The organism is Prauserella salsuginis (genome assembly GCF_024648885.1).
Classification (GTDB): Bacteria; Actinomycetota; Actinomycetes; order Mycobacteriales; family Pseudonocardiaceae; genus Prauserella; species Prauserella salsuginis.
This window is the reverse complement of sequence record NZ_JANBBF010000008.1, coordinates 196,839-215,586: the sequence shown is the minus strand read 5'-3', so window position 1 is coordinate 215,586 and position 18,748 is coordinate 196,839. Positions and strand designations below refer to the sequence as shown.

Genomic DNA, 18,748 nt, shown 5'->3' with positions numbered 1-18,748 from the left:
ACCCGCGCGGGTTATTCGCGCGGGGTTCACGCGCAGAGGCTGCGATTGTCGGTGGCCGCCGGTAGCGTCCGACACCGACGGTCCTCGAGCGGATGCGGTGGTCGCATGACGGCGATGCACGGTTCTGTCACTCCAACCCCGGACACCCCCACCGACACTCGACCTCCGGGCACCTCGCCCTCCGAGGCATCGGCGCCGAACCTCTCGCCGCCCGGCGGCTCGCACGGAGGCGGCGCCGGTCCGGGTGCTCCGGTGTCGACGGGTGCGCGGGAGGCGGCCGCCGAGGTCGCCGCGTGCGCGATCGCCGATCGCGCCGCAGGGGAGGCCTATGTCGCCTCGGTCTGTTTCAAACACGGCCCCCCGCGGCTGACCGGTGCCGAGCTCGAATTCCTCGTCCACGACGCCCTCGCCCCCCGTCGCCCTCCGGACCCCGCCCGCCTGCGCCGGGCACTCGGCGGGCACGCCCCGGCCACCCTGGTGCCCGGCGGCCGCGCCGCGCCGCTGCCCGCCGGGTCGGCGCTCACCCTCGAACCGGGCGGTCAGGTGGAGATCTCCACCCGCCCTCACTCCTCGGTGCAGGCACTGGTCACCGACGCCGGTGCCGACCTCGCCCACGTCGCCGATCTGCTCGCAGGCGAGGGCCTCGTGCTGGGTGAGCGGGCGATCGACCCGCTGCGCCCACCCGTGCGCGTCCTCGACACGGCACGGTATGCCGCGATGCAACGCCGTTTCGCAGAGTTCGGCCCCGGTGGCGAGACGATGATGTGCAGTACCGCGGCGGTGCAGGTGTGCGTCGACGCCGGTGAGCCCGACGCGGTGCCCGCCCGGTGGGCGGCCGTCCACGCCCTCGGTCCCGTCCTGCTCGCGTTGTTCGCCAACTCGCGCACGCACGCTGGCCGCGACACGGGGTACGCCTCGGCGCGCTGGCGGGCCGTCATGGGCACCGAACCCGCGCGCACCGACCCTGCCGCGTGCGGCGGCGCCGTCGACGATCCGCCCGCGCGCTGGGCCTCCCGTGTGCTGGACACGCCTTTGATGGTGCGCAGGCGCACGACCGGCGCGTGGGACGCCCCCGGCCGGGTGACGTTCGCCGACTGGATCGCCCGCCGCGGTGCCGCGCGTCACTGGGCTCCGCCGACCTTCGAAGACCTGGACTACCACCTGACCACACTGTTCACGCCGGTCCGGCCGCGAGGACACCTCGAGGTGCGCTACGTCGACGCCCAGCCCGCCGGCCGCTGGGTCGATCCCGTCGCACTGCTGACGGCGCTGCTGCGCAGCCCCGTGGTCGTCGACCGGGTCCTCGAGGTCTGTGCGCCCACCGAGGGCCGCTGGGCCGACGCCGCCCGTCTGGGGCTTGCCGACCCCGCACTGCACCGCGGCGCCCGTGCGGTCGCCGAGCTCGGCTGCGACGGGCTGGCCGACCTCGGCCTGGCACCGGCGCTCGTCGACGAGATCGCCACCGCCGTCGCAGCCCGGCTCGACGGCCGCCAGCGCGCCGCGTGACGCCGACACCGGCAGACGTCGCCGGTGTGCCGACATCCCGGTGCGTCAACCCGTTGATCGTCCCCGTTGTCCTTCGAGGAGGAAGCATGGCCGCGTTCGATCGTTCCCCGGTTCCCGCCGCCGCGGAGGTGTCCGGCGCACCCGACTCCGCAGACTCGGCCGAGCCCGTCGGCGCGGCGAGCGGCCCCACCGGGCGGCACGGCGCCGACACCGCCGAAGACCTGCGTGCCCACGCGGCCACGGCACTGGACCGGGCGCGCCGGCGCACCGCGGCGCTGACCGACATCGACGACGAGGAGCTCACCCGGCAGCATTCGAAGCTCATGTCACCGCTGGTGTGGGATCTCGCGCACGTCGGCAGCCAGGAGGAGATCTGGCTCGTACGGGACGTCGGGGGTCGTGAACCGCTGCGCCCCGACATCGACGACCTCTACGACGCGTTCCAGCATCCGCGTTCCGACCGGCCGGCACTGCCGCTGCTCGGACCGGACGAGGCGCGCGCCTACGTCGGCCAGGTCAGGGAGAAGGCACTCGACGCCCTCGACCGCGCTCCGCTGGAGGGCGGCGGACTGACCGCGTCGGGGTTCGCGTTCGGCATGATCGCCCAGCACGAGCAGCAACACGACGAGACGATGCTCGCCACCCATCAGCTGCGCCGCGGCGATCCGCTGCTCGACGCGCCCGCCCCGCCGGGCAGGCGTGCCGGTCCGCTGCCGGAGGAGGTCGTCGTTCCCGCGGGCCCGTTCGTCATGGGGACGTCGGTGGAACCGTGGGCGCTCGACAACGAACGGCCGGCCCACGAGGTGTACGTCGACGCCTTCGCGCTCGACACGGTCCCCGTGACGTGTGAGCGGTACGCCGCGTTCGTCGACGCGGGCGGGTACACCGATCCGCGGTGGTGGAACGACGAGGGCTGGGCGTACGTGACCGGCAACGGCATCACCGCGCCGCGATTCTGGTATCGGGACGGCGAGCGCTGGCGGCGCAGGCGATTCGGCGTGGACGAGCCGGTACCGGCCGACGAACCGGTGCTGCACGTGTCGTTCCACGAGGCAGCGGCCTACGCCGCGTGGGCGGGGAAACGGCTACCCACCGAGGCCGAATGGGAGAAGGCGGCCCGCTACGAGCCGGCGTCCGGACGGTCGCTGCGCTACCCGTGGGGCGACGACGAACCCACTGTCGACCGCGCCAACCTCGGACAGCGGCACCTGCGTCCCGCGCCGGTCGGCGCCTACCCGGACGGCGCGTCGCCGGTGGGGGCGCATCAGCTGATCGGCGACGTCTGGGAATGGACGGCCACGGATTTCCGAGGCTATCCGGGATTCGCGGCGTTCCCGTACCGCGAGTACTCCGAGGTGTTCTTCGGCAGTGACCACAAGGTCCTGCGCGGCGGTTCGTTCGGCACGGATCCGGTGGCGATCCGTGGCACGTTCCGCAACTGGGACTTCCCGATCCGGCGGCAGATTTTCACGGGGTTCCGCTGTGCGCGCGACCTGTCCCGTGACGAGGTGGTGTGAGCGGTGTGCCGGCATCTGGCGTATCTCGGCGTCCCGACCTCTCCCACGGGCTCGCTGATCGAAGCGCCGCACGCGCTGCTCGTGCAGTCCTACGCCCCGGCGGACATGCGCGGCGGCGGCACCGTCAGCGCCGACGGGTTCGGTCTCGCCTGGCTGGCCGACGACGCGGGTCCTCCGGTGCAGTACCGCCGTGCTCGTCCGATGTGGACCGACGGCACCCTGCCGCGGCTCGTCGAGACGTTACGTCCGCCGGTGTTCGTCGGCGCGGTGCGATCGGGTACCCCGGGGATGCCGGTCGAGGAGGCGGCGTGTGCGCCCCTGGCCGACGACCGGTGGATGTTCAGCCACAACGGGGTGGTGGCCGGCTGGCCGTCCTCGGTCGCGGGACTTGCGGAAAAACTGCCGGTCGTCGACCTGCTGGGGCTCGAATCGCGCACCGATTCGGCGCTGCTGTGGGCGTTGCTGCGGCACCGGTTGGCCGCGGGCGGCGACCCGGTGGGCGAGGTCGCGCAATTGGTGTCCGATGTGGACCGCGCTGCACCGGGGTCCCGGCTGAACCTCCTGCTCGCGGATCGAGACCTGCTCGTCGCGACGGCATGGACCCACTCGCTGTCGGTCCGCGTCGCGGCCGGCGGTGTCGCCGTGGCCTCCGAACCCTACGACGGTGACCCGGCATGGCGGCCCGTTCCGGACGGTCACCTCGTCGTCGCCCGCCGGGACTCCACCGGCGGGGTCACCAGCGAGATCCTGCCCATCGACGAACGGAGCTCCGAGTGAACAACGTGATCATCGAACGGCACCGCAGCGGCGACGACCTGACCACGGCGCTGCGGCAGGACGTCCGGGAAGGACTGTCCGCGTCGCAGAAATGGTTGCCCGCCACGTGGTTCTACGACGCGCGGGGCAGTGAGCTGTTCGAAGAGATCACCGCGCTGCCCGAGTACTACCCCACGCGCGCCGAGCGGGAGGTGCTCCTGCGCGAGGCGCCCGCGGTCGCCGCCGCCACCGGGGCGCGCACACTCGTGGAACTCGGCGCCGGATCGAGTGAGAAGACGCGTGCGCTGCTCGACGCGCTGCGGTCGGCGGGCACACTGACGGGCTTCGTGCCCCAGGACGTGTCCGCCTCGGCGCTGACGGAGGCGGCCGAGGCGATCGCCGCGGACTACCCGGACCTGGCCGTGCACGGCGTCGTCGGGGACTTCACCGCGAATCTCGGCGAGCTGCCGGGCACGTCGCCCCGACTGGTGGCGTTCCTCGGCGGCACGATCGGGAACTTCCCGCCCGCCGAACGTGCGGCGTTCCTCCGGTCGGTGCGTGCGGTGCTGAAACCGGGGGAGTGGCTGTTGCTCGGAACCGACCTCGTGAAGGATCCCGCCACTCTCGTGGCCGCCTACGACGACGCGCGCGGTGTGACGGCCGAGTTCAACCGCAACGTGCTCACCGTGCTGAACGCCCGGCTGGGCGCGGACGCGGACCCGGCGGACTTCGACCACGTGGCGGTGTGGGACGCCGAGCACGAGTGGATCGAGATGCGCCTGCGCGCGCGTCGCGATCTGGTGGTGCACGTGCCGGGCGCCGGGCTGGACGTCGAGTTCCGCGCCGGCGAGCACCTGCGGACCGAGGTCTCCGCCAAGTTCCGGCCCGAGGTGGTGCGGTCCGAACTCGCCGACGCCGGGTTCACCCGCGAACACTGGTGGACCGACGAGGCGAACCGGTTCGGTGTCTCCCTCTCCCGCGCCGTGTGACGACTGCGTCCTGCCGCGTGTTCTGCACCCGGCCCCGCGTGTTCTGCGGCCGGTACCCCGGGCCGGCGGGTCACCCCTCGTGGCGGCGGAGGAGGTCGGTCGTCCACGCCGTGTGCCGCCGGCGCAGTTCCGCGGCCGTGAGGTCGGTGCGGCCGAGATCGCGGTAGTTGGGTACCCACGTCTCCACCGAACGGTGCGACCGCGCCAACGTCCACAGGTCCCACGGATACGGGTCGTGCACCAGTCCACCGGCCTCCCGATATGCCCGCAGGCACGTGTCGGCCACCGGTTCGCCGTACAACAGGTACAGGTCGAACCGGCACCAGCTCAGGTCGTACCCGGCAGGGCCGCGGGCGGCGCCTTCCCAATCGACGACGCCGGTGAGCCGGTCGCCGGACCAGACCACGTTGCCGGACTGGTAGTCGCCGTGCGTCAGTACCAGCGGTGCCGCGGCGATCGTCGTGTGCCACAGGGCGTCCACGACCGAAGCCGCCGGGCCCGACAACCGGGTCCGGCGGCCGCGTCGTTCGAACACGGTCTGCAGCTGCGGGGAGCTGCCGCATTCCGCGGAATGGAGCCGCGCCAGTGTCTCGCCGAGTTGGCGGGCGGCACGGTGGGGATCGGCCGGACGGATGTCGGCCGTGCCCGGCATTCGACTGATCAGCACCCACGGTGTCGTGTCCGGAGCATCACCACTGCGGGCCAGTAGCCGCGGAGCAAGGCCCCCGGCCGTGTCGATGATCCGCAGTGCGCGCGCCTCGTCGTCGGCCGCGGGGTCGCCGGCCTCGAACTGTCGCAGAATCAGGTCCCGATCCGGATTCGTGGTTCGGACCAGGAAGGTCGACGCATGCGCACCACCGGTCAGCGGGGACACGGAGGCGACCGATGAGCCCGGTCCCGCCACCCGGGCGGCGGCGGACAGGGCCCCGGGCGCGGGGGAGGCGACGAGCGACACGGGTGACGTCCCTTCGCGTGAGGGGGCGTCGACACGGTACTCGGCCGGCGCGGCTCGACGGCCCGTGAGGCCCGTGCACCGGGCCGGTGCCGTACACCGGCGGGAAACCGATGTGCGGCACGTCCGTCGGAAATGATCGAATGTCCGGTATGCGGAACCCTCTGCCCGCCGTTGCCCGGGTCCTCGGCCGACGGCGGTCGTTGATGAAGCTCGCCGAGGGCATCGTGTGGGCCGACACGCGCCTGCACCGCGCTTCCCGAGGACGGGCCAGTCTGGTCGGCATCGCGGGCCTGCCGTCGTTGCGGCTGGTCACCACGGGTCGGCGGACCGGACAGCCGCGGGAGAACAACCTGCTCTACATGCCCGACCGCCGGGCTCCGGACGATGAAGCTCCGGGCGGCGAGGTTCGGGGCGATGAAGCTCGGGACGATGAGGCTCGGGGCGGCGAGGCCTCCGATGCCCAAGCCTCCGATGATCGGACGCCCGGCAACGCGCCCGGGCGTGGCACCGCACGGGGCGCCGTGGGCGGGCAAGGGGAGACGGGAGACGACGGCGAGATCTTCGTTGTCACCGGGTCGAACTGGGGCCGCGCCCACGATCCGGCATGGGCGCTCAACCTGCGTGCGTGCCCGGACGCCCGCGTGCTGGTGCGCGGCAAGGACATCGCGGTGCGCGCCAGGGAACTCACCGGCCTCGACCGCGATGCCATGTGGCGGCGGGTGCTGGCGTTCTGGCCCGGTTACGGCATGGAACGGGACCAGGCGGGCCGCGACTTTCCCATCTTCGTGCTCACGCCGGTCGCGGATCGCTCGCGATGATCCCCATCGCGATCACGTCGTGCCAGATGCCGTCCCAGTACAGCGCGCTGCGGTAGATACCTTCCCGGACGAACCCGCACTTCTCGTAGACCCGCTGGGCGCGGACGTTGAAGTCGAACACCTCCAGCCCCACGCGGTGCAGTCCGGCCACGTCGAACGCGTAGTTCAGCACCAGCCGGGTCGCCGCGGTGCCGTAGCCGCGGCTGAAGACCTCCGGGCCGAGCAGTGAGATGCGATAACCCGCCGTGGCGTTCGGAGCGTCCAGCTCGTGCAGCACCGCCTCGCCGAGGAACGCGCCCGTGGCGGCTTCGGTGATGGCCCAGTCCGCGCGGTCGTGATGGTCGGCCCTGGTCGCCAGGTGCCGGCGCACCTCGTCGTCGGTGAACGTGTGGTGCGTACCGGTCAGCCGGCGACCGACAGGATCGTCGAGCATCCGCCGCACCCCGTCGAAATGCTCCTCGGCGAGCGGGACGAGACGCAGCCGGTCGTCGGTCAGGACCGGCAGGTCGCGGAAGACGTCGGAGGGGATCACTCCGACACGGAACCATCACCGGTGCGTGTGCGCGACCGATTATCGCCGGAACGGACGCACGGGCCTGGCGCGACCGCGCGGGCCCGGTCCGGACCGCGCGGATCGCCGGCCCCGCGCAGCGCGGGCCCGCACGGCGAACGGCGCCGCGAGCCGGATGGCCCGCGGCGCCGTTCGTCCGGGTGATACGGAATCAGGACTTGGTCAGGTTCCGCAGCACGTACTGCAGGATGCCGCCGTTGCGGTAGTAGTCCGCCTCACCGGGGGTGTCGATGCGGACGTCGGCGTCGAACTCGACCTGCTGGCCGTCGGCCTTGGTGGCCGTGACCTTGACCGTCGACGGCGTCACACCGTTGTTCAGCTCGGTGATGCCGGCGATGTCGTAGGTCTCCGTACCGTCCAGGCCCAGCGAGGACGCCGAGGAGCGTTGCGGGAACTGCAGCGGCACGACGCCCATGCCGATCAGGTTGGAGCGGTGGATGCGCTCGAACGACTCGGCGATCACCGCGCGCACGCCCAGCAGGCGCGTGCCCTTGGCCGCCCAGTCACGCGACGACCCGGAGCCGTACTCCTTGCCGCCCAGCACGACCAGCGGGGTGTCCTGCGCGGCGTAGTTCTGGGCCGCGTCGTAGATGAACGCCTGGGGGCCGCCCTCCTGCGTGAAGTCGCGGGTGTACCCACCCTGGACGTCGTCGAGCAGCAGGTTGCGCAGCCGGATGTTGGCGAACGTGCCGCGGATCATCACCTCGTGGTTGCCGCGCCGCGAGCCGTAGGAGTTGAAGTCCTTGCGCTCGAGGCCGTTCTCCTTGAGGTACCGGCCCGCGGGCGAGTCCTCCTTGATGGCGCCGGCGGGGGAGATGTGGTCCGTGGTGACCGAGTCGCCCAGCAGCGCCAGCACCCGGGCGCCGGAGATGTCGGTGACCGGCTCCGGCTCGGCACCCATGCCGTCGAAGTACGGGGGCTTGCGGACGTAGGTGGACTGCGCGTCCCAGTCGAACGTCTTGCCCTCGGGTGTGGGCAGCGACTTCCAGCGCTCACCGCCGTCGAACACGTCGGAGTAGTCCTTGGTGAACATCTCCTGCGTGATCGCCGAGTCGATCGTGGACTGGATCTCCTGCGGCGACGGCCAGATGTCGCGCAGGAACACGTCGTTTCCGTCGGTGTCCTGGCCGAGCGGCTGGTTCTCGAAGTCGAAGTCCATCGTGCCCGCCAGGGCGTAGGCGATGACCAGCGGCGGCGAGGCCAGGTAGTTCATCTTGACGTCGGGGTTGATCCGGCCCTCGAAGTTGCGGTTACCGGACAGCACCGACACGGCCGTGAGGTCGTTGTCCTGGATGGCCTGCGAGATCTCCTCCGGAAGCGGGCCGGAGTTGCCGATGCAGGTGGTGCAGCCGTAGCCGACCAGGTGGTAGCCGAGCTTCTCCAGGTACGGCCACAGGCCGGCCTTCTCGTAGTAGTCGGTGACGACCTGCGAGCCCGGGGCCATCGACGTCTTGACCCACGGCTTCGACGACAGGCCCTTCTCGACGGCGTTGCGGGCGAGCAGCGCGGCGCCGAGCATGACCGACGGGTTCGAGGTGTTGGTGCACGAGGTGATCGAGGCGATCACCACGGCGCCGTGGTCGAGCACGAACTCGCCGCGCTCCTCGGACTTGACGGTGACGGGCTTCGACGGGCGGCCGGTGGCGCCGTTGGCGGCCGACTGCACCGCGACGGAGTCCTCGTCGGCGAACGACAGCGCGGGCGCGTCGCTGGCCGGGAAGCTCTCCTCGACCTTCTCGTCGATCTGGGTGTGCGGCGTGGCCTGGTCGTGCTGGACGTAGTCGCGGACCGACTTGCGGAACGAGGCCTTGGCGTCGGTCAGCTCGATGCGGTCCTGCGGGCGCTTCGGTCCAGCGATGGAGGGGACGACCGTCGACAGGTCCAGCTCGAGGTACTCGGAGTACTCCGGCTCGTGGGACGGGTCGTGCCAGAGGCCCTGCTCCTTGGAGTAGGCCTCGACGAGCGCGAGCTGCTCCTCGGACCGGCCGGTGAGCTTGAGGTACCGGATCGTCTCCTCGTCGATCGGGAAGATCGCGGCGGTGGAACCGAACTCGGGGCTCATGTTGCCGATCGTGGCGCGGTTGGCCAGCGGCACAGCACCGACGCCGTCGCCGTAGAACTCGACGAACTTGCCGACCACGCCGTGCTTGCGCAGCATCTCGGTGATCGTCAGCACGACGTCGGTCGCGGTGGCACCGGGCGGGATCTGGCCGGTCAGCTTGAAGCCGACGACCTTCGGGATGAGCATCGAGACCGGCTGACCGAGCATCGCGGCCTCGGCTTCGATGCCGCCGACGCCCCAGCCCAGCACGCCGAGGCCGTTGACCATCGTGGTGTGCGAGTCGGTGCCGACGCAGGTGTCCGGGTAGGCCTGGCCGCCCCGGGCCATGATCGTGCGCGCCAGGTGCTCGATGTTGACCTGGTGGACGATGCCGGTGCCCGGCGGCACGACCTTGAACTCCTCGAAGGCGTTCTGGCCCCAGCGCAGGAACTGGTAGCGCTCCCTGTTGCGCTCGTACTCGATCTCGACGTTGCGCTCGAAGGCGTCGGCGCGGCCGAAGATGTCGATCACCACCGAGTGGTCGATGACCATCTCGGCGGGCGCGAGCGGGTTGACCTGGTCCGGGTCGCCGCCGAGAGCGGTGACGGCCTCGCGCATCGTGGCGAGGTCGACCACACACGGCACACCGGTGAAGTCCTGCATCACCACGCGTGCGGGCGTGAACTGGATCTCGGTGGACGGGTCGGCCTTCGGATCCCAGCTGCCCAGGGCGCGGATGTGCTCCGCGGTGATGTTGGCGCCGTCCTCGGTGCGCAGAAGGTTCTCGAGGAGAATCTTCAGGCTGTACGGCAGCCGCTGCGAGCCCTCGACCTTGTTCAGGCGGAACACCTCGTACGAGGCGTCACCGACCTTCAGTGTGTCGCGAGCGCCGAAGCTGTTTTTGCTGGCGGGTGCAGTCACGTCTCACTCCATGCGGCGGTTAGTTCGGGTACCCAGGGCCGAGTCTTGCGCACCCCCGTCGCGCCCGCAGAGGTGGGCTCGGACAATCCCTGCGCTGTAAACAGTACGCTTGTCCTTTTTTATCTTCAAGCAAGGGTACGGCCGGATGTCGCCGGAGGTGTGTGATATCCGCCGCGGTCCCCGGGTCGCGTGCCCAGGGCGGCGGACAGGCAGGCCCGCCGACGGCCCGGTCCTTCCTCGGCGGCCCGCCCGCCGGGGCCGTTCCGGTGATAAGGCTGGGACAGGCCGGCGGCGCGGGCATCCGGCCCGTGCCGGGCCACCGATGACCCGGGAGGGACCCGATCATGACCGACGGCGCGACCGCCGACACCCGAACCGGCGACGAGGGGCGGGCCGACGAGGTGCCGAGCGCACTCGACGTCCTGCATTCGACGCCGGCCCGTCGCTATCTCTCGCCGGAGCCGATTCCGGACGAGGTGCTCTGGGAGATCCTGGACGCCGCGGTCAGGGGCCCCTCCGGCGGCAACCGGCAGGAGTGGGGCTGGGTCGTGGTCACCGACCCGCAGGTGAAACGCCGGATCGCGCCCTGGTACCGCGACAACTGGGAGCGGGCCTACGGTCACCGGCGGGAGGAGTTCCTCGCGGGCACGGCCGAGGGACTGAGCCCGGCCGGGTTCCGGGGCGCCGAGCACCTGGCGCACCATCTCGAAGAGGCGCCGGTGTGGGTCTTCCCCGTGCTGCGGGGAGCGGCGGCGGCCACCGATCCCCGCACGGGCGCGTCGATCTACGGCGCCGTGCAGAACCTGTGCCTGGCCGCGCGGGTACACGGCATCGGCACGTCGCTGACCACGCTCTACGCCGGACACGAGGACGAGCTGCGAGCGCTGCTCGGACTGCCCGAGGACGCGCTGACGATGGCGCTGGTCCCGATGGGCTATCCCGAGCGCGGTCGGTGGGCGACGCCGAAACGGGCGCCGGTCGAGGACGTCGTGCACTGGGGAACATGGGGCGTCCACGCCCGGCGCTGACGCTCGTCGCCCCGCGCGAGAACGGGCCCCGGCACCTCTCGGGTGCCGGGGCCCGTCGCCCTCGTGTCGTCCGGCCGGCGGCCGGACGGCCTCAGTAGCCGCTCTCGAGCATGGCCTTGAAGTCCTCCGGCTGCATGCTGCGGACGACCGTCATGCCCAGCTCGCTCAGCGTGCGTACCGGGCTGACGTAATGCTTGCCGTCGACCTCCGTGGTCACCACGGCGACGCCCTGTTCCATGATCCCGCCCGCGAGGTTCGAGACCGTCTGGGCGGCGGCGGGCGGCAGGTCGCCGTCCTCCGCGGCGAGTTGCGCGACCTGGTCCGCGCACAGTCGCTGGCTCCTGCCCTGGGCCTGCATCTCGTAGCAGTCGCCGGACTTGGCGACCGTGACGGTGCTGCCCTGGACCGAGACCGTCACCGACGTGATCGTGGCGCGCGTGCCGCCCGAGATCTCGCTGGTCTCGGTCTGCAGATCGGTGACCTCGGCGTCCGGCACGCCTTCCATGTCGCCCGCCGAGTCGACCAGCAGCGGGCCCGCGTCGTGCAGGACTCCCATCTCGTCCGGCGGCAGCAGCTTGATCACACCTTCGAGATCGGCGCTCAGCGCGGCATTGACGACACCCTTGACGGCGTCATCGGGGGAACCGGCCCCCTCGGCCGGGATCGACCGGGACGGCCACTCGAGTCCCTCTTCCTGCAGGATGTTGTCGGCGATCGTGTAGAAGAGGCTCGGATACCACTCGCCGTCCTCCTGGACGGCCGCGATCCGGAGAGGCCCGTCGACGTCCTCGGCGATGTCGATGGTCGTGGTCTGCTCGCCGGAGGGTGCGTCGTCGAGCATCTGCTGCTTGATCTCGGGCGTCAGCGGCAGCTCGGCCGCGTTGCCCTTGATCGTGATCGTTCCGCCCGTGAGCTTGGTGATCGTGACGCGGTCGTTGACCCGTTCCTCGGCCTGCTCGTCGAAGCGCAGGTTCTCGGTGGTGATGCTGAGGCCGCTGAGCTGTTCGGGGTCGGCCTCCTCGGTGAGCACGCCGAGGCGCTTGTACTCGGCGACCGCTTCGTCGAGCGAGTCGGTCAGCAGTCGCGACTCCGACGGGGCGAAGGTCGTCAGGGTCCCCGCGAGGTCACCGCCCTCGAACGACGTCGCGAGCTTGCGGACCGCGTCGGTCGGGGAGGAGGCGCCCGCGGCGACGGAGCTCTGCTGGAAGAACGCGAAATAGCTGCCGACTGCGCCCGCGGCCACGACGAGTGCGACGACGAGCCCGATGATCAGCCCGCGCTTGCGGCCCTTACCCGGCGGCTGTGGGGTGGGAACGAAGCCGCCCTGCTGGTCGCCCGCGTACTGGCCGGGCTGGCCGTAGGGCTGCTGCGGATACCCCTGCTGGCCGTACCCCTGCTGGCCGTACGCCTGCTGTGGGTGCCCGTACGGTGGCTGCCCGCCCTGCGGGTAGCCACCCTGCTGCGGCTGACCGCCGTACGGGGGCTGCTGGCCGTACTGGGGCTGGCCGTACTGCGGGCCCTGCTGCCCGTACGGGCCCTGCTGGCCCGGATAGCCGCCGGGCTGGTTCGCCCACGGGTCCCCGGGGCCTTGCGGAGTGGTCACGATTCCCACCTGCTCTGTGTCGATCCCTGTGCGTGGTCGCTGCCTGCGCGCGACGCGTGCACGGGGTGTGTGCCTGCCGGACTCCCGCGGCGGGAGCCCGGTTGGTCGGTGACGGCGACGACGCCCCTCTGCATGTCGTCGCCGGTCGTGCTGCCCGTGTTTCAGCCGTGTCGTGCGTCGGTGCTGCCGACAGCGGTCCGCGGCATCCGGCCGGCCCGGCGTGCCCGTCCGGCGACGGCCACGGTCCCGAGCGCGGCGACGGCTGCCAGGCCCGCGCCGACGGCGGTGACGACGGGGCCGGTCGGGGCGATCCCGATCAGTCCCTGATCGCGTTCGCCGGCTTGGACGGCGACGAGTACCGCGACGGTTCCCACCGCGACCGACAGAATCAGACAGAGCACCGCGGCGGTTCGGACGAACCGCGTGACGAGTACGGCGGCGCACACCGCCGCGGCCAGCGGGACGCCCGCCCACACGGCGAGTGCCTGTTCGGCGCCGCCCGCCAGGTGGAAGTGCTCGATCAGGCCGGCCGCCTCGTAGCTGCTGCGTGCCACATCGCCGGACAGGAACCAGGGCAGGAACGTGCCCACGACGGCGAGGGCGATGCCGACGCCGGTCAGTGCGGTGGCGGTGATGCGGGCCACGACGGCGTTCGGGCGGGTGGCGGACATGGCCCTCATCTTGCCGGGTTTGCCGGACATTCCGGGCGAGGGTCCCCCACTACGGGGAAATGTGACGAGCGAGACCGATGTTTCGCCTGTGGCGAATGGTGATGCAGTGATGGTGATGGCACAGTTCTGCTCGGAGAAGCAGGAGGTGGGATCGGATGCGGACGAGCGTGGGCCGGACGGTGCAGTCGTCGGCGTCGCAATCGACGGCGCGGCCGGGTGGGAAACGGTCCCGGCGCGGGCTGGCGGCCGGGGCGTTCGCGCTCGCCGTGCTGGTGGGCGCTCCGGGCACGGCCATCGCGGTGCCACCACCACCGCCCAATCCGAGTGACGCTGAGCTCGAATCCGGCCGCGCGGAGGCGTCCGAGAAGGCGGGCGAGGTCGGACGGCTCACCAGCCGGCTCGCCGACGCCGATGCCAAGCTGACCACGCTGCGCAACCGGGTGGAACGGAAGCTGGAAGAGGCCAACAAGGCCAGGGTGGATCTGCAGCGGGCACGTGCGGCGGCCGACACGGCGGAGTCCCGCGCCGAATCGGCGCGCACGGAGGTCCGGACCGCGTCGGGTGCGATCCGGAACGCGCGGCAGGTCCTGGACCGCTTCGTCGCGGCGAGTCACCGGCAGGGCACCACGATCGGCTCGTTGAGCGCCTATCTGGGCGCCGATTCACCGAAGGACCTGCTCGCGCGTGAGCAGCTGCTGGGCGCCGTCGGCGACAGCGAACTCGACGCGCTGGGCAGTATGAAGCGTGCGCAGGTGCGCAAGTCGAACAAGGAGGCCGCGGCCAGGCAGGCGCTCGAGAAGGCGCGCGAGAAGCGAGCCGAGGCGGCCCAGGCGAAGACCGCGGCGCAGCAAGCCCAGCAGGCGGCCGTCGCCGCGCGCAGCAGGCAGGCCTCCCGTGCGGAGGAGCTGCGGACCGAGAAGAACACCGTCGAACAGCAGCTGCGCGAGGCACGCGCCCACGTCGGCGGGCTCGAAGGCCAGCGTGAGCAATACCGGGAATGGCTCGCCGAGAAGGAGGCCGAGGAGGAGGCCCAGGCTCAGCAGGCGGCCGCCGCGGCGTCCGGTGGGGGCGGTTCCGCTCCGGCCCCACCGGCCCAGCAGGCCCCGTCGTCGGCACCCGCGGGCGCGAGTGTCGAAGCCGCGGTGCAGCGCGCGATGTCGCAGCTCGGCGTGCAGTACGCGTGGGGCGGCGGTAATGCGCACGGCCCCACCTACGGCATCCGTGACGGCGGCGTCGCCGACGCCCACGGCGACTACGCGAAGATCGGCTTCGACTGTTCGGGCCTGATGATCTATGCGTTCGCCGGGGTGCAGGCGCTGCCGCACTACAGCGGGTACCAGTACGACGCGGGGCGCAAGGTGCCGCTGTCGCAGATGCGCCGCGGCGACATGCTGTTCTGGGGCAACGGCGGCATCCACCACGTCGCGATGTACCTGGGCAACGGGCAGATGATCGAGGCGCCGTACTCCGGTGGTCACGTCCGCGTGGTTCCGGTGCGTTACGGCGACATCCTCCCGTACGCCACGCGCCTCATCGGGTGAGGACACCGGCAGCGTCCCCGCCGCCGGGCTCGCCGGCAGGCGCGGAGCCTTACGCAGGCGTGGTCGTCGCGGGCGGCGAGGCGCGCCGGCTCGGCGGGGTGGACAAGCCGATGCTCGAGATCGACGGGCGCACCCTCCTCGCACGCTCGCTCGAGGCGCTCGCCGGTGCCGACCCGCTCGTGGTCGTCGGCCCGCGGCGGGAAGGCGTGAGCGGGGTGCGGTGGACACGGGAGGAACCGCCCGGTGGTGGGCCGGTCGCGGCAGTCGCTGCAGGCCTGTCCATCGTCGACCGGCCGCGCGTGGTGGTGTTGGCCGCCGATCTGCGTGGCATCACGGCCGCCGTGGTCGACCGGCTGCTGGGTGCGCTCGACCGCGACCCGGGCGCCGGGGGCCCCGAAGGTGGCACGGTCCGCGGTGCGGCGGATCGGCCTCCAGCTGATGCGGTGGACGGCGCCGTGCTGGTCGACTCCGCCGGCCGCCGGCAGTGGCTGGTCGGTGCCTGGCGGACGGCGGCGTTGCGTGCGGCCCTGCCCACCCGGCCGGAAGGGCTCGCGCTGCGCCGAGTGCTCAACGGCCTGACGATCGTCGACGTACCCGCCCGCGGTGACGAGTCGGCCGACGTCGACACGGTCGACGACCTGCCCTGAGGTCGGAGCGGTTCACAGTCGTCATACCGCGTGTCGGGTTCCATGAGACCCTCCACCTCACCCGCCGGGCGCGCGCCTGCGAGCGGTACGGTCCCGGCGAGAGGCAAGATCACCGGCAAGGAGGTTAGGTGTGACCGAGCCCGGCACCCCCGACAACGCGAACGGGGCGGAACCCGGCGCACCGGCACGCGACGCCCAGTTGCTCGAACGAACGGTGTTCGAGGTCAAGCGCGTCATCGTCGGCCAGGACCGGTTGGTCGAGCGGATGCTGGTGGGGCTGCTCGCGAAAGGTCACCTCCTGCTGGAAGGCGTGCCCGGCGTCGCGAAGACCCTGGCCGTCGAGACGTTCGCGAAGGTCGTCGGCGGGTCGTTCTCGCGCGTGCAGTTCACGCCCGACCTCGTGCCGGCCGACATCCTCGGCACCCGCATCTACCGCCAGGGCAGTGAGAAGTTCGACGTCGAACTCGGGCCGGTGGTCGCCAACTTCGTCCTGGCCGACGAGATCAACCGCGCTCCGGCGAAGGTGCAGTCGGCAATGCTCGAGGTGATGGCCGAACGGCACGTCTCGCTCGGCGGCGAGACCTTTCCGATGCCGGATCCGTTCCTCGTGCTCGCGACGCAGAACCCGATCGAGAACGAAGGCGTCTACCCGCTCCCGGAGGCGCAGCGCGACCGGTTCCTCTTCAAGATCGTCGTCGAGTACCCGACGGCCGAGGAGGAGCGCGAGATCGTCTACCGGATGGGCGTGGCCGCCCCCGAGCCGCAGACGGTGCTCACCCCGGACGAACTGGTCCGGCTGCAGGGCGTGGCCTCGCAGGTGTTCGTCCACCATGCGCTCGTCGATTACGTGGTGCGCCTGGTCCTCGCCACCCGGACCCCGAACGACCACGGGCTGTCCGACGTCGCGGGCTGGGTGTCCTACGGCGCCTCGCCGCGTGCCAGCCTGGGCATCATCGCCGCGGCGCGCGCGCTCGCACTCGTGCGTGGCCGGGACTACGTGCTGCCGCAGGACATCGTCGACGTCGCAGGGGACGTGCTGCGGCACCGGCTGGTGCTGTCCTACGACGCGCTCGCCGACGGCGTCCCCCTCGACCACATCGTGAGCCGCATCCTGCAGACCGTGCCGTTGCCCCAGGTCACGGCGAGGCCGCAGGGTCCGCACGGCGGCCAGCAGTCCGTCGCGGCCGGCGCGCCGGGCAGGTAACCGTTCGACATGGCGCGCACGAACGATCCCGCAAACCCGTCCGGTGCAGGTGTGAGTGGTGCCGACAGCAGGGAAGGGCGGCCCTCGTGGGCCCCGCCCGTGCTGCGGGGCGACCGGCTCGCGGCCGGCCTGCGGACGCTCGAACTCGAGATCCGCGGCCGGCTCGACGGGCTGCTGCAGGGCAACCACCTCGGCCTGGTGCCGGGGCCCGGATCGGAACCGGGGGAGGCGCGCCCGTACCAACCCGGTGACGACGTGCGGCGGATGGACTGGGCCGTGACCGCCCGCACCACGACGCCGCACATCCGGGAGTCGATCGCCGACCGTGAGCTGGAGACGTGGATCGTCGCGGACGTCTCGGCGAGCCTCGACTTCGGGACGGCCGTGTGCGAGAAGCGTGACCTCGCGGTGTGCGCCGCCGCGGCGATCACGCATCTCACGCTCGGCGGCGGGAACCGCGTCGGCGCGCTGATATCGAACGGCGCCGAGACCGTGCGGGTGCCGGCCAGGGGCGGGCGGGCGCACGCGCGCAATCTGGTGCGCAAGATTGCCGAGATGCCCCGCGCCGCCGAGGGCACACGCGGCGACCTGGCCCAGCTCGTCGACCAGCTCCGCAGGCCGCCCCGGCGGCGCGGGCTCGCCGTGGTGGTCTCCGACTTCCTGGGCGACACCGCATGGCAGCGGCCGCTGCGGGGACTGTCGGGGCGGCACGACCTGATCGGCGTGGAGGTGCTGGACCCGCGTGACGTCGACCTGCCCGAGGTCGGTGACATCGTGCTGGCGGACCCGGAGACCGGCAGACAGCGTGAGGTGCACGCGTCGGCGCAGCTGCGCAAGGAGTTCGCCGCGGCAGCACAGCGGCACCGCAGCGACGTGGCCCGGGCGCTGCGGCAAGCCGGGGCCGGGCATCTCGTACTGCGCACCGACTCCGACTGGATCGCCGACACGGTGCGGTTCGTCGTCGCCCGCAAGCGCGGCTGGTCGGGAGCGGCGTCATGAACCTGACCGGCTTCTCCTCGCCCTGGTGGTTCCTGCTGCTGCTCGTCGTCGCGGCGGTGGTGGTCGGCTACGTGGTGGCGATCCGCTCGCGCCGCAAGCGGACGATGCGGTTCTCGAACCTCGCGCTCCTCGAGCGGGTCGCGCCCAGCGGCAGGCGGTGGACCCGGCACGTGCCGTCGGCGCTGCTGGTGGTGTCGCTGCTGTTGCTGACGTTCGCCCTCGCCGGGCCGACGGCGGAGCAGAAGGTCCCGCGGAACCGGGCGACGGTCATGCTCGTGATGGACGTGTCGCTGTCGATGGAGGCGACCGACGTCGAACCCACCCGGCTGAAGGCGGCGCAGGACGCGGCGTCGCAGTTCGCCGAAGGGCTCACTCCGGGCGTGAACCTGGGGTTGATCTCGTTCGCGGGCACGGCGACCGTCCTGGTGGCACCCACGACGGAACGGGACGGGGTGACCCACGCGATCCGGAACCTCAAACTGGCCCAGTCCACCGCGACGGGCGAGGGCATCTTCGCCGCCCTGCAATCGGTGGAGAGCTTCTCCGCGGTGGTGGGCGGCGCGCAGGGGCCGCCCCCGGCGCGGATCGTGCTCATGACCGACGGCAAGCAGACGGTGCCGCAGGACGAGTACGCCCCGCGTGGGGCGTTCACCGCAGCGACCAAGGCGAAGGAGAAGGACATCCCGGTCAGCACGATCTCCTTCGGCACGTCGCACGGCAGCGTCGAGATCGAAGGCAAGGACGTGCCGGTGCAGGTCGACGACGCGTCGATGCGGGAGATCGCGCGGTTGTCCGGCGGCGACTTCTACAAGGCCGCCACGGCCGAGGAGCTCGACGAGGTCTACGCGAGCCTCGGTGAGCAGATCGGGTACGAGACCAAGGACACCGACGCCAGCAGACCCTGGGTGGTACTCGGCACGCTCGTGCTGTTCGGCGCCGCGGCCAGCTCCCTGTTGATCGGCAGGCGCCTGCCCGACTGAC

General features: G+C 71.8%; 16 protein-coding genes and 1 pseudogene. 12 read left to right on the top strand and 5 right to left on the bottom strand.

Going from position 1 to position 18,748, the window contains the following annotated elements; genetic code table 11:
* Positions 1 to 252: 252 nt before the first annotated feature.
* From LY40_RS02460 to egtD, 4 genes are all read left to right on the top strand, one after another.
* The gene (locus LY40_RS02460) at positions 253 to 1,506 is read left to right on the top strand and encodes a glutamate-cysteine ligase family protein (protein WP_258935812.1); all 1,254 of its coding nucleotides are present in this window, start codon (positions 253 to 255) and stop codon (positions 1,504 to 1,506) included.
* An 86-nt stretch (positions 1,507 to 1,592) separates the two neighbouring features.
* Positions 1,593 to 3,023, top strand: a complete 1,431-nt coding sequence (egtB, locus tag LY40_RS02455) for an ergothioneine biosynthesis protein EgtB (RefSeq protein WP_258935811.1) — start codon at positions 1,593 to 1,595, stop codon at positions 3,021 to 3,023.
* Between the two features lie 3 nt (positions 3,024 to 3,026).
* Positions 3,027 to 3,800: an ergothioneine biosynthesis protein EgtC gene (gene egtC / locus LY40_RS02450; RefSeq protein WP_258935810.1), complete on the top strand. Its 774-nt coding sequence runs from the start codon at positions 3,027 to 3,029 to the stop codon at positions 3,798 to 3,800.
* Positions 3,797 to 4,768 (top strand): L-histidine N(alpha)-methyltransferase, encoded by a 972-nt coding sequence (gene egtD / locus LY40_RS02445; RefSeq protein WP_183785771.1) that lies wholly within the window; start codon positions 3,797 to 3,799, stop codon positions 4,766 to 4,768. Before egtC ends, egtD begins: the two co-directional genes overlap by 4 nt.
* A 70-nt stretch (positions 4,769 to 4,838) precedes the next feature.
* Here the strand turns inward: egtD and LY40_RS02440 are convergent, their stop codons facing one another.
* On the bottom strand, positions 4,839 to 5,723 hold the full coding sequence (locus LY40_RS02440; protein WP_258935809.1) for a phosphotransferase family protein: 885 nt from the start codon (positions 5,721 to 5,723) through the stop codon (positions 4,839 to 4,841).
* A gap of 149 nt (positions 5,724 to 5,872) precedes the next feature.
* Here LY40_RS02440 and LY40_RS02435 point away from each other — a divergent pair.
* A pseudogene (locus LY40_RS02435) lies at positions 5,873 to 6,088 on the top strand (nitroreductase family deazaflavin-dependent oxidoreductase); the annotation flags it as partial.
* Positions 6,083 to 6,541, top strand: a complete 459-nt coding sequence (locus LY40_RS02430) for a nitroreductase/quinone reductase family protein (protein WP_258936251.1) — start codon at positions 6,083 to 6,085, stop codon at positions 6,539 to 6,541. The pseudogene LY40_RS02435 and the gene LY40_RS02430, both read left to right, overlap by 6 nt.
* Here LY40_RS02430 and LY40_RS02425 read toward each other — a convergent pair.
* Both LY40_RS02425 and acnA read right to left on the bottom strand, forming a co-directional pair.
* A complete protein-coding gene (locus LY40_RS02425; protein ID WP_258935808.1) occupies positions 6,513 to 7,073 on the bottom strand; it encodes a GNAT family N-acetyltransferase in 561 nt (186 codons plus the stop codon). The two genes, LY40_RS02430 and LY40_RS02425, sit on opposite strands and share 29 nt — an antisense overlap.
* Positions 7,074 to 7,263: 190 nt before the next feature.
* Entirely contained in the window at positions 7,264 to 10,074 is a 2,811-nt protein-coding gene (gene acnA / locus LY40_RS02420; RefSeq protein WP_258935807.1) for an aconitate hydratase AcnA, read from the bottom strand.
* 344 nt (positions 10,075 to 10,418) lie between these two features.
* Here acnA and LY40_RS02415 point away from each other — a divergent pair, with 344 nt between their 5' ends.
* A complete protein-coding gene (locus tag LY40_RS02415; protein ID WP_258935806.1) occupies positions 10,419 to 11,102 on the top strand; it encodes a nitroreductase family protein in 684 nt (227 codons plus the stop codon).
* A 91-nt stretch (positions 11,103 to 11,193) separates the two neighbouring features.
* Here LY40_RS02415 and LY40_RS02410 read toward each other — a convergent pair whose 3' ends face one another.
* Together LY40_RS02410 and LY40_RS02405 are read right to left on the bottom strand one after the other, a co-directional pair.
* Complete coding sequence (locus LY40_RS02410) at positions 11,194 to 12,705, bottom strand: flagellar basal body protein FliL (protein WP_258935805.1); 1,512 nt, start codon at positions 12,703 to 12,705, stop codon at positions 11,194 to 11,196.
* A 161-nt stretch (positions 12,706 to 12,866) separates the two neighbouring features.
* Complete coding sequence (locus tag LY40_RS02405) at positions 12,867 to 13,376, bottom strand: hypothetical protein (RefSeq protein ID WP_183787411.1); 510 nt, start codon at positions 13,374 to 13,376, stop codon at positions 12,867 to 12,869.
* A 155-nt stretch (positions 13,377 to 13,531) separates the two neighbouring features.
* On the opposite strand from LY40_RS02405, the gene LY40_RS02400 reads away from it, so the two are divergent.
* From LY40_RS02400 to LY40_RS02380, 5 genes are all read left to right on the top strand, one after another.
* Complete coding sequence (locus LY40_RS02400) at positions 13,532 to 14,917, top strand: NlpC/P60 family protein (RefSeq protein WP_183787412.1); 1,386 nt, start codon at positions 13,532 to 13,534, stop codon at positions 14,915 to 14,917.
* 59 nt (positions 14,918 to 14,976) lie between these two features.
* Positions 14,977 to 15,564 carry a molybdenum cofactor guanylyltransferase gene (mobA, locus tag LY40_RS02395; RefSeq protein ID WP_258935804.1) on the top strand — a complete coding sequence of 196 codons (588 nt, stop codon included), beginning with the start codon at positions 14,977 to 14,979 and terminating at the stop codon, positions 15,562 to 15,564.
* Positions 15,565 to 15,694: 130 nt separating this feature from the next.
* On the top strand, positions 15,695 to 16,768 hold the full coding sequence (locus tag LY40_RS02390) for an AAA family ATPase (protein WP_183787414.1): 1,074 nt from the start codon (positions 15,695 to 15,697) through the stop codon (positions 16,766 to 16,768).
* Between the two features lie 9 nt (positions 16,769 to 16,777).
* The gene (locus LY40_RS02385; RefSeq protein ID WP_183787415.1) at positions 16,778 to 17,767 is read left to right on the top strand and encodes a DUF58 domain-containing protein; all 990 of its coding nucleotides are present in this window, start codon (positions 16,778 to 16,780) and stop codon (positions 17,765 to 17,767) included.
* Complete coding sequence (locus LY40_RS02380) at positions 17,764 to 18,747, top strand: VWA domain-containing protein (protein ID WP_183787416.1); 984 nt, start codon at positions 17,764 to 17,766, stop codon at positions 18,745 to 18,747. The genes LY40_RS02385 and LY40_RS02380 overlap by 4 nt, the downstream gene beginning before the upstream one ends.
* Position 18,748: the final 1 nt, after the last annotated feature.

Coding starts and splice junctions, on each gene's coding strand:
- LY40_RS02380 (WP_183787416.1), top strand. CDS start 17,764: ATGAACCTGACCGGCTTCTCCTCGCCCTGGTGGTTCCTGCTGCTGCTC.
- LY40_RS02415 (WP_258935806.1), top strand. CDS start 10,419: ATGACCGACGGCGCGACCGCCGACACCCGAACCGGCGACGAGGGGCGG.
- LY40_RS02400 (WP_183787412.1), top strand. CDS start 13,532: ATGCGGACGAGCGTGGGCCGGACGGTGCAGTCGTCGGCGTCGCAATCG.
- egtB (WP_258935811.1), top strand. CDS start 1,593: ATGGCCGCGTTCGATCGTTCCCCGGTTCCCGCCGCCGCGGAGGTGTCC.
- LY40_RS02405 (WP_183787411.1), bottom strand. CDS start 13,376: ATGTCCGCCACCCGCCCGAACGCCGTCGTGGCCCGCATCACCGCCACC.
- LY40_RS02385 (WP_183787415.1), top strand. CDS start 16,778: ATGGCGCGCACGAACGATCCCGCAAACCCGTCCGGTGCAGGTGTGAGT.
- LY40_RS02430 (WP_258936251.1), top strand. CDS start 6,083: ATGCCCGACCGCCGGGCTCCGGACGATGAAGCTCCGGGCGGCGAGGTT.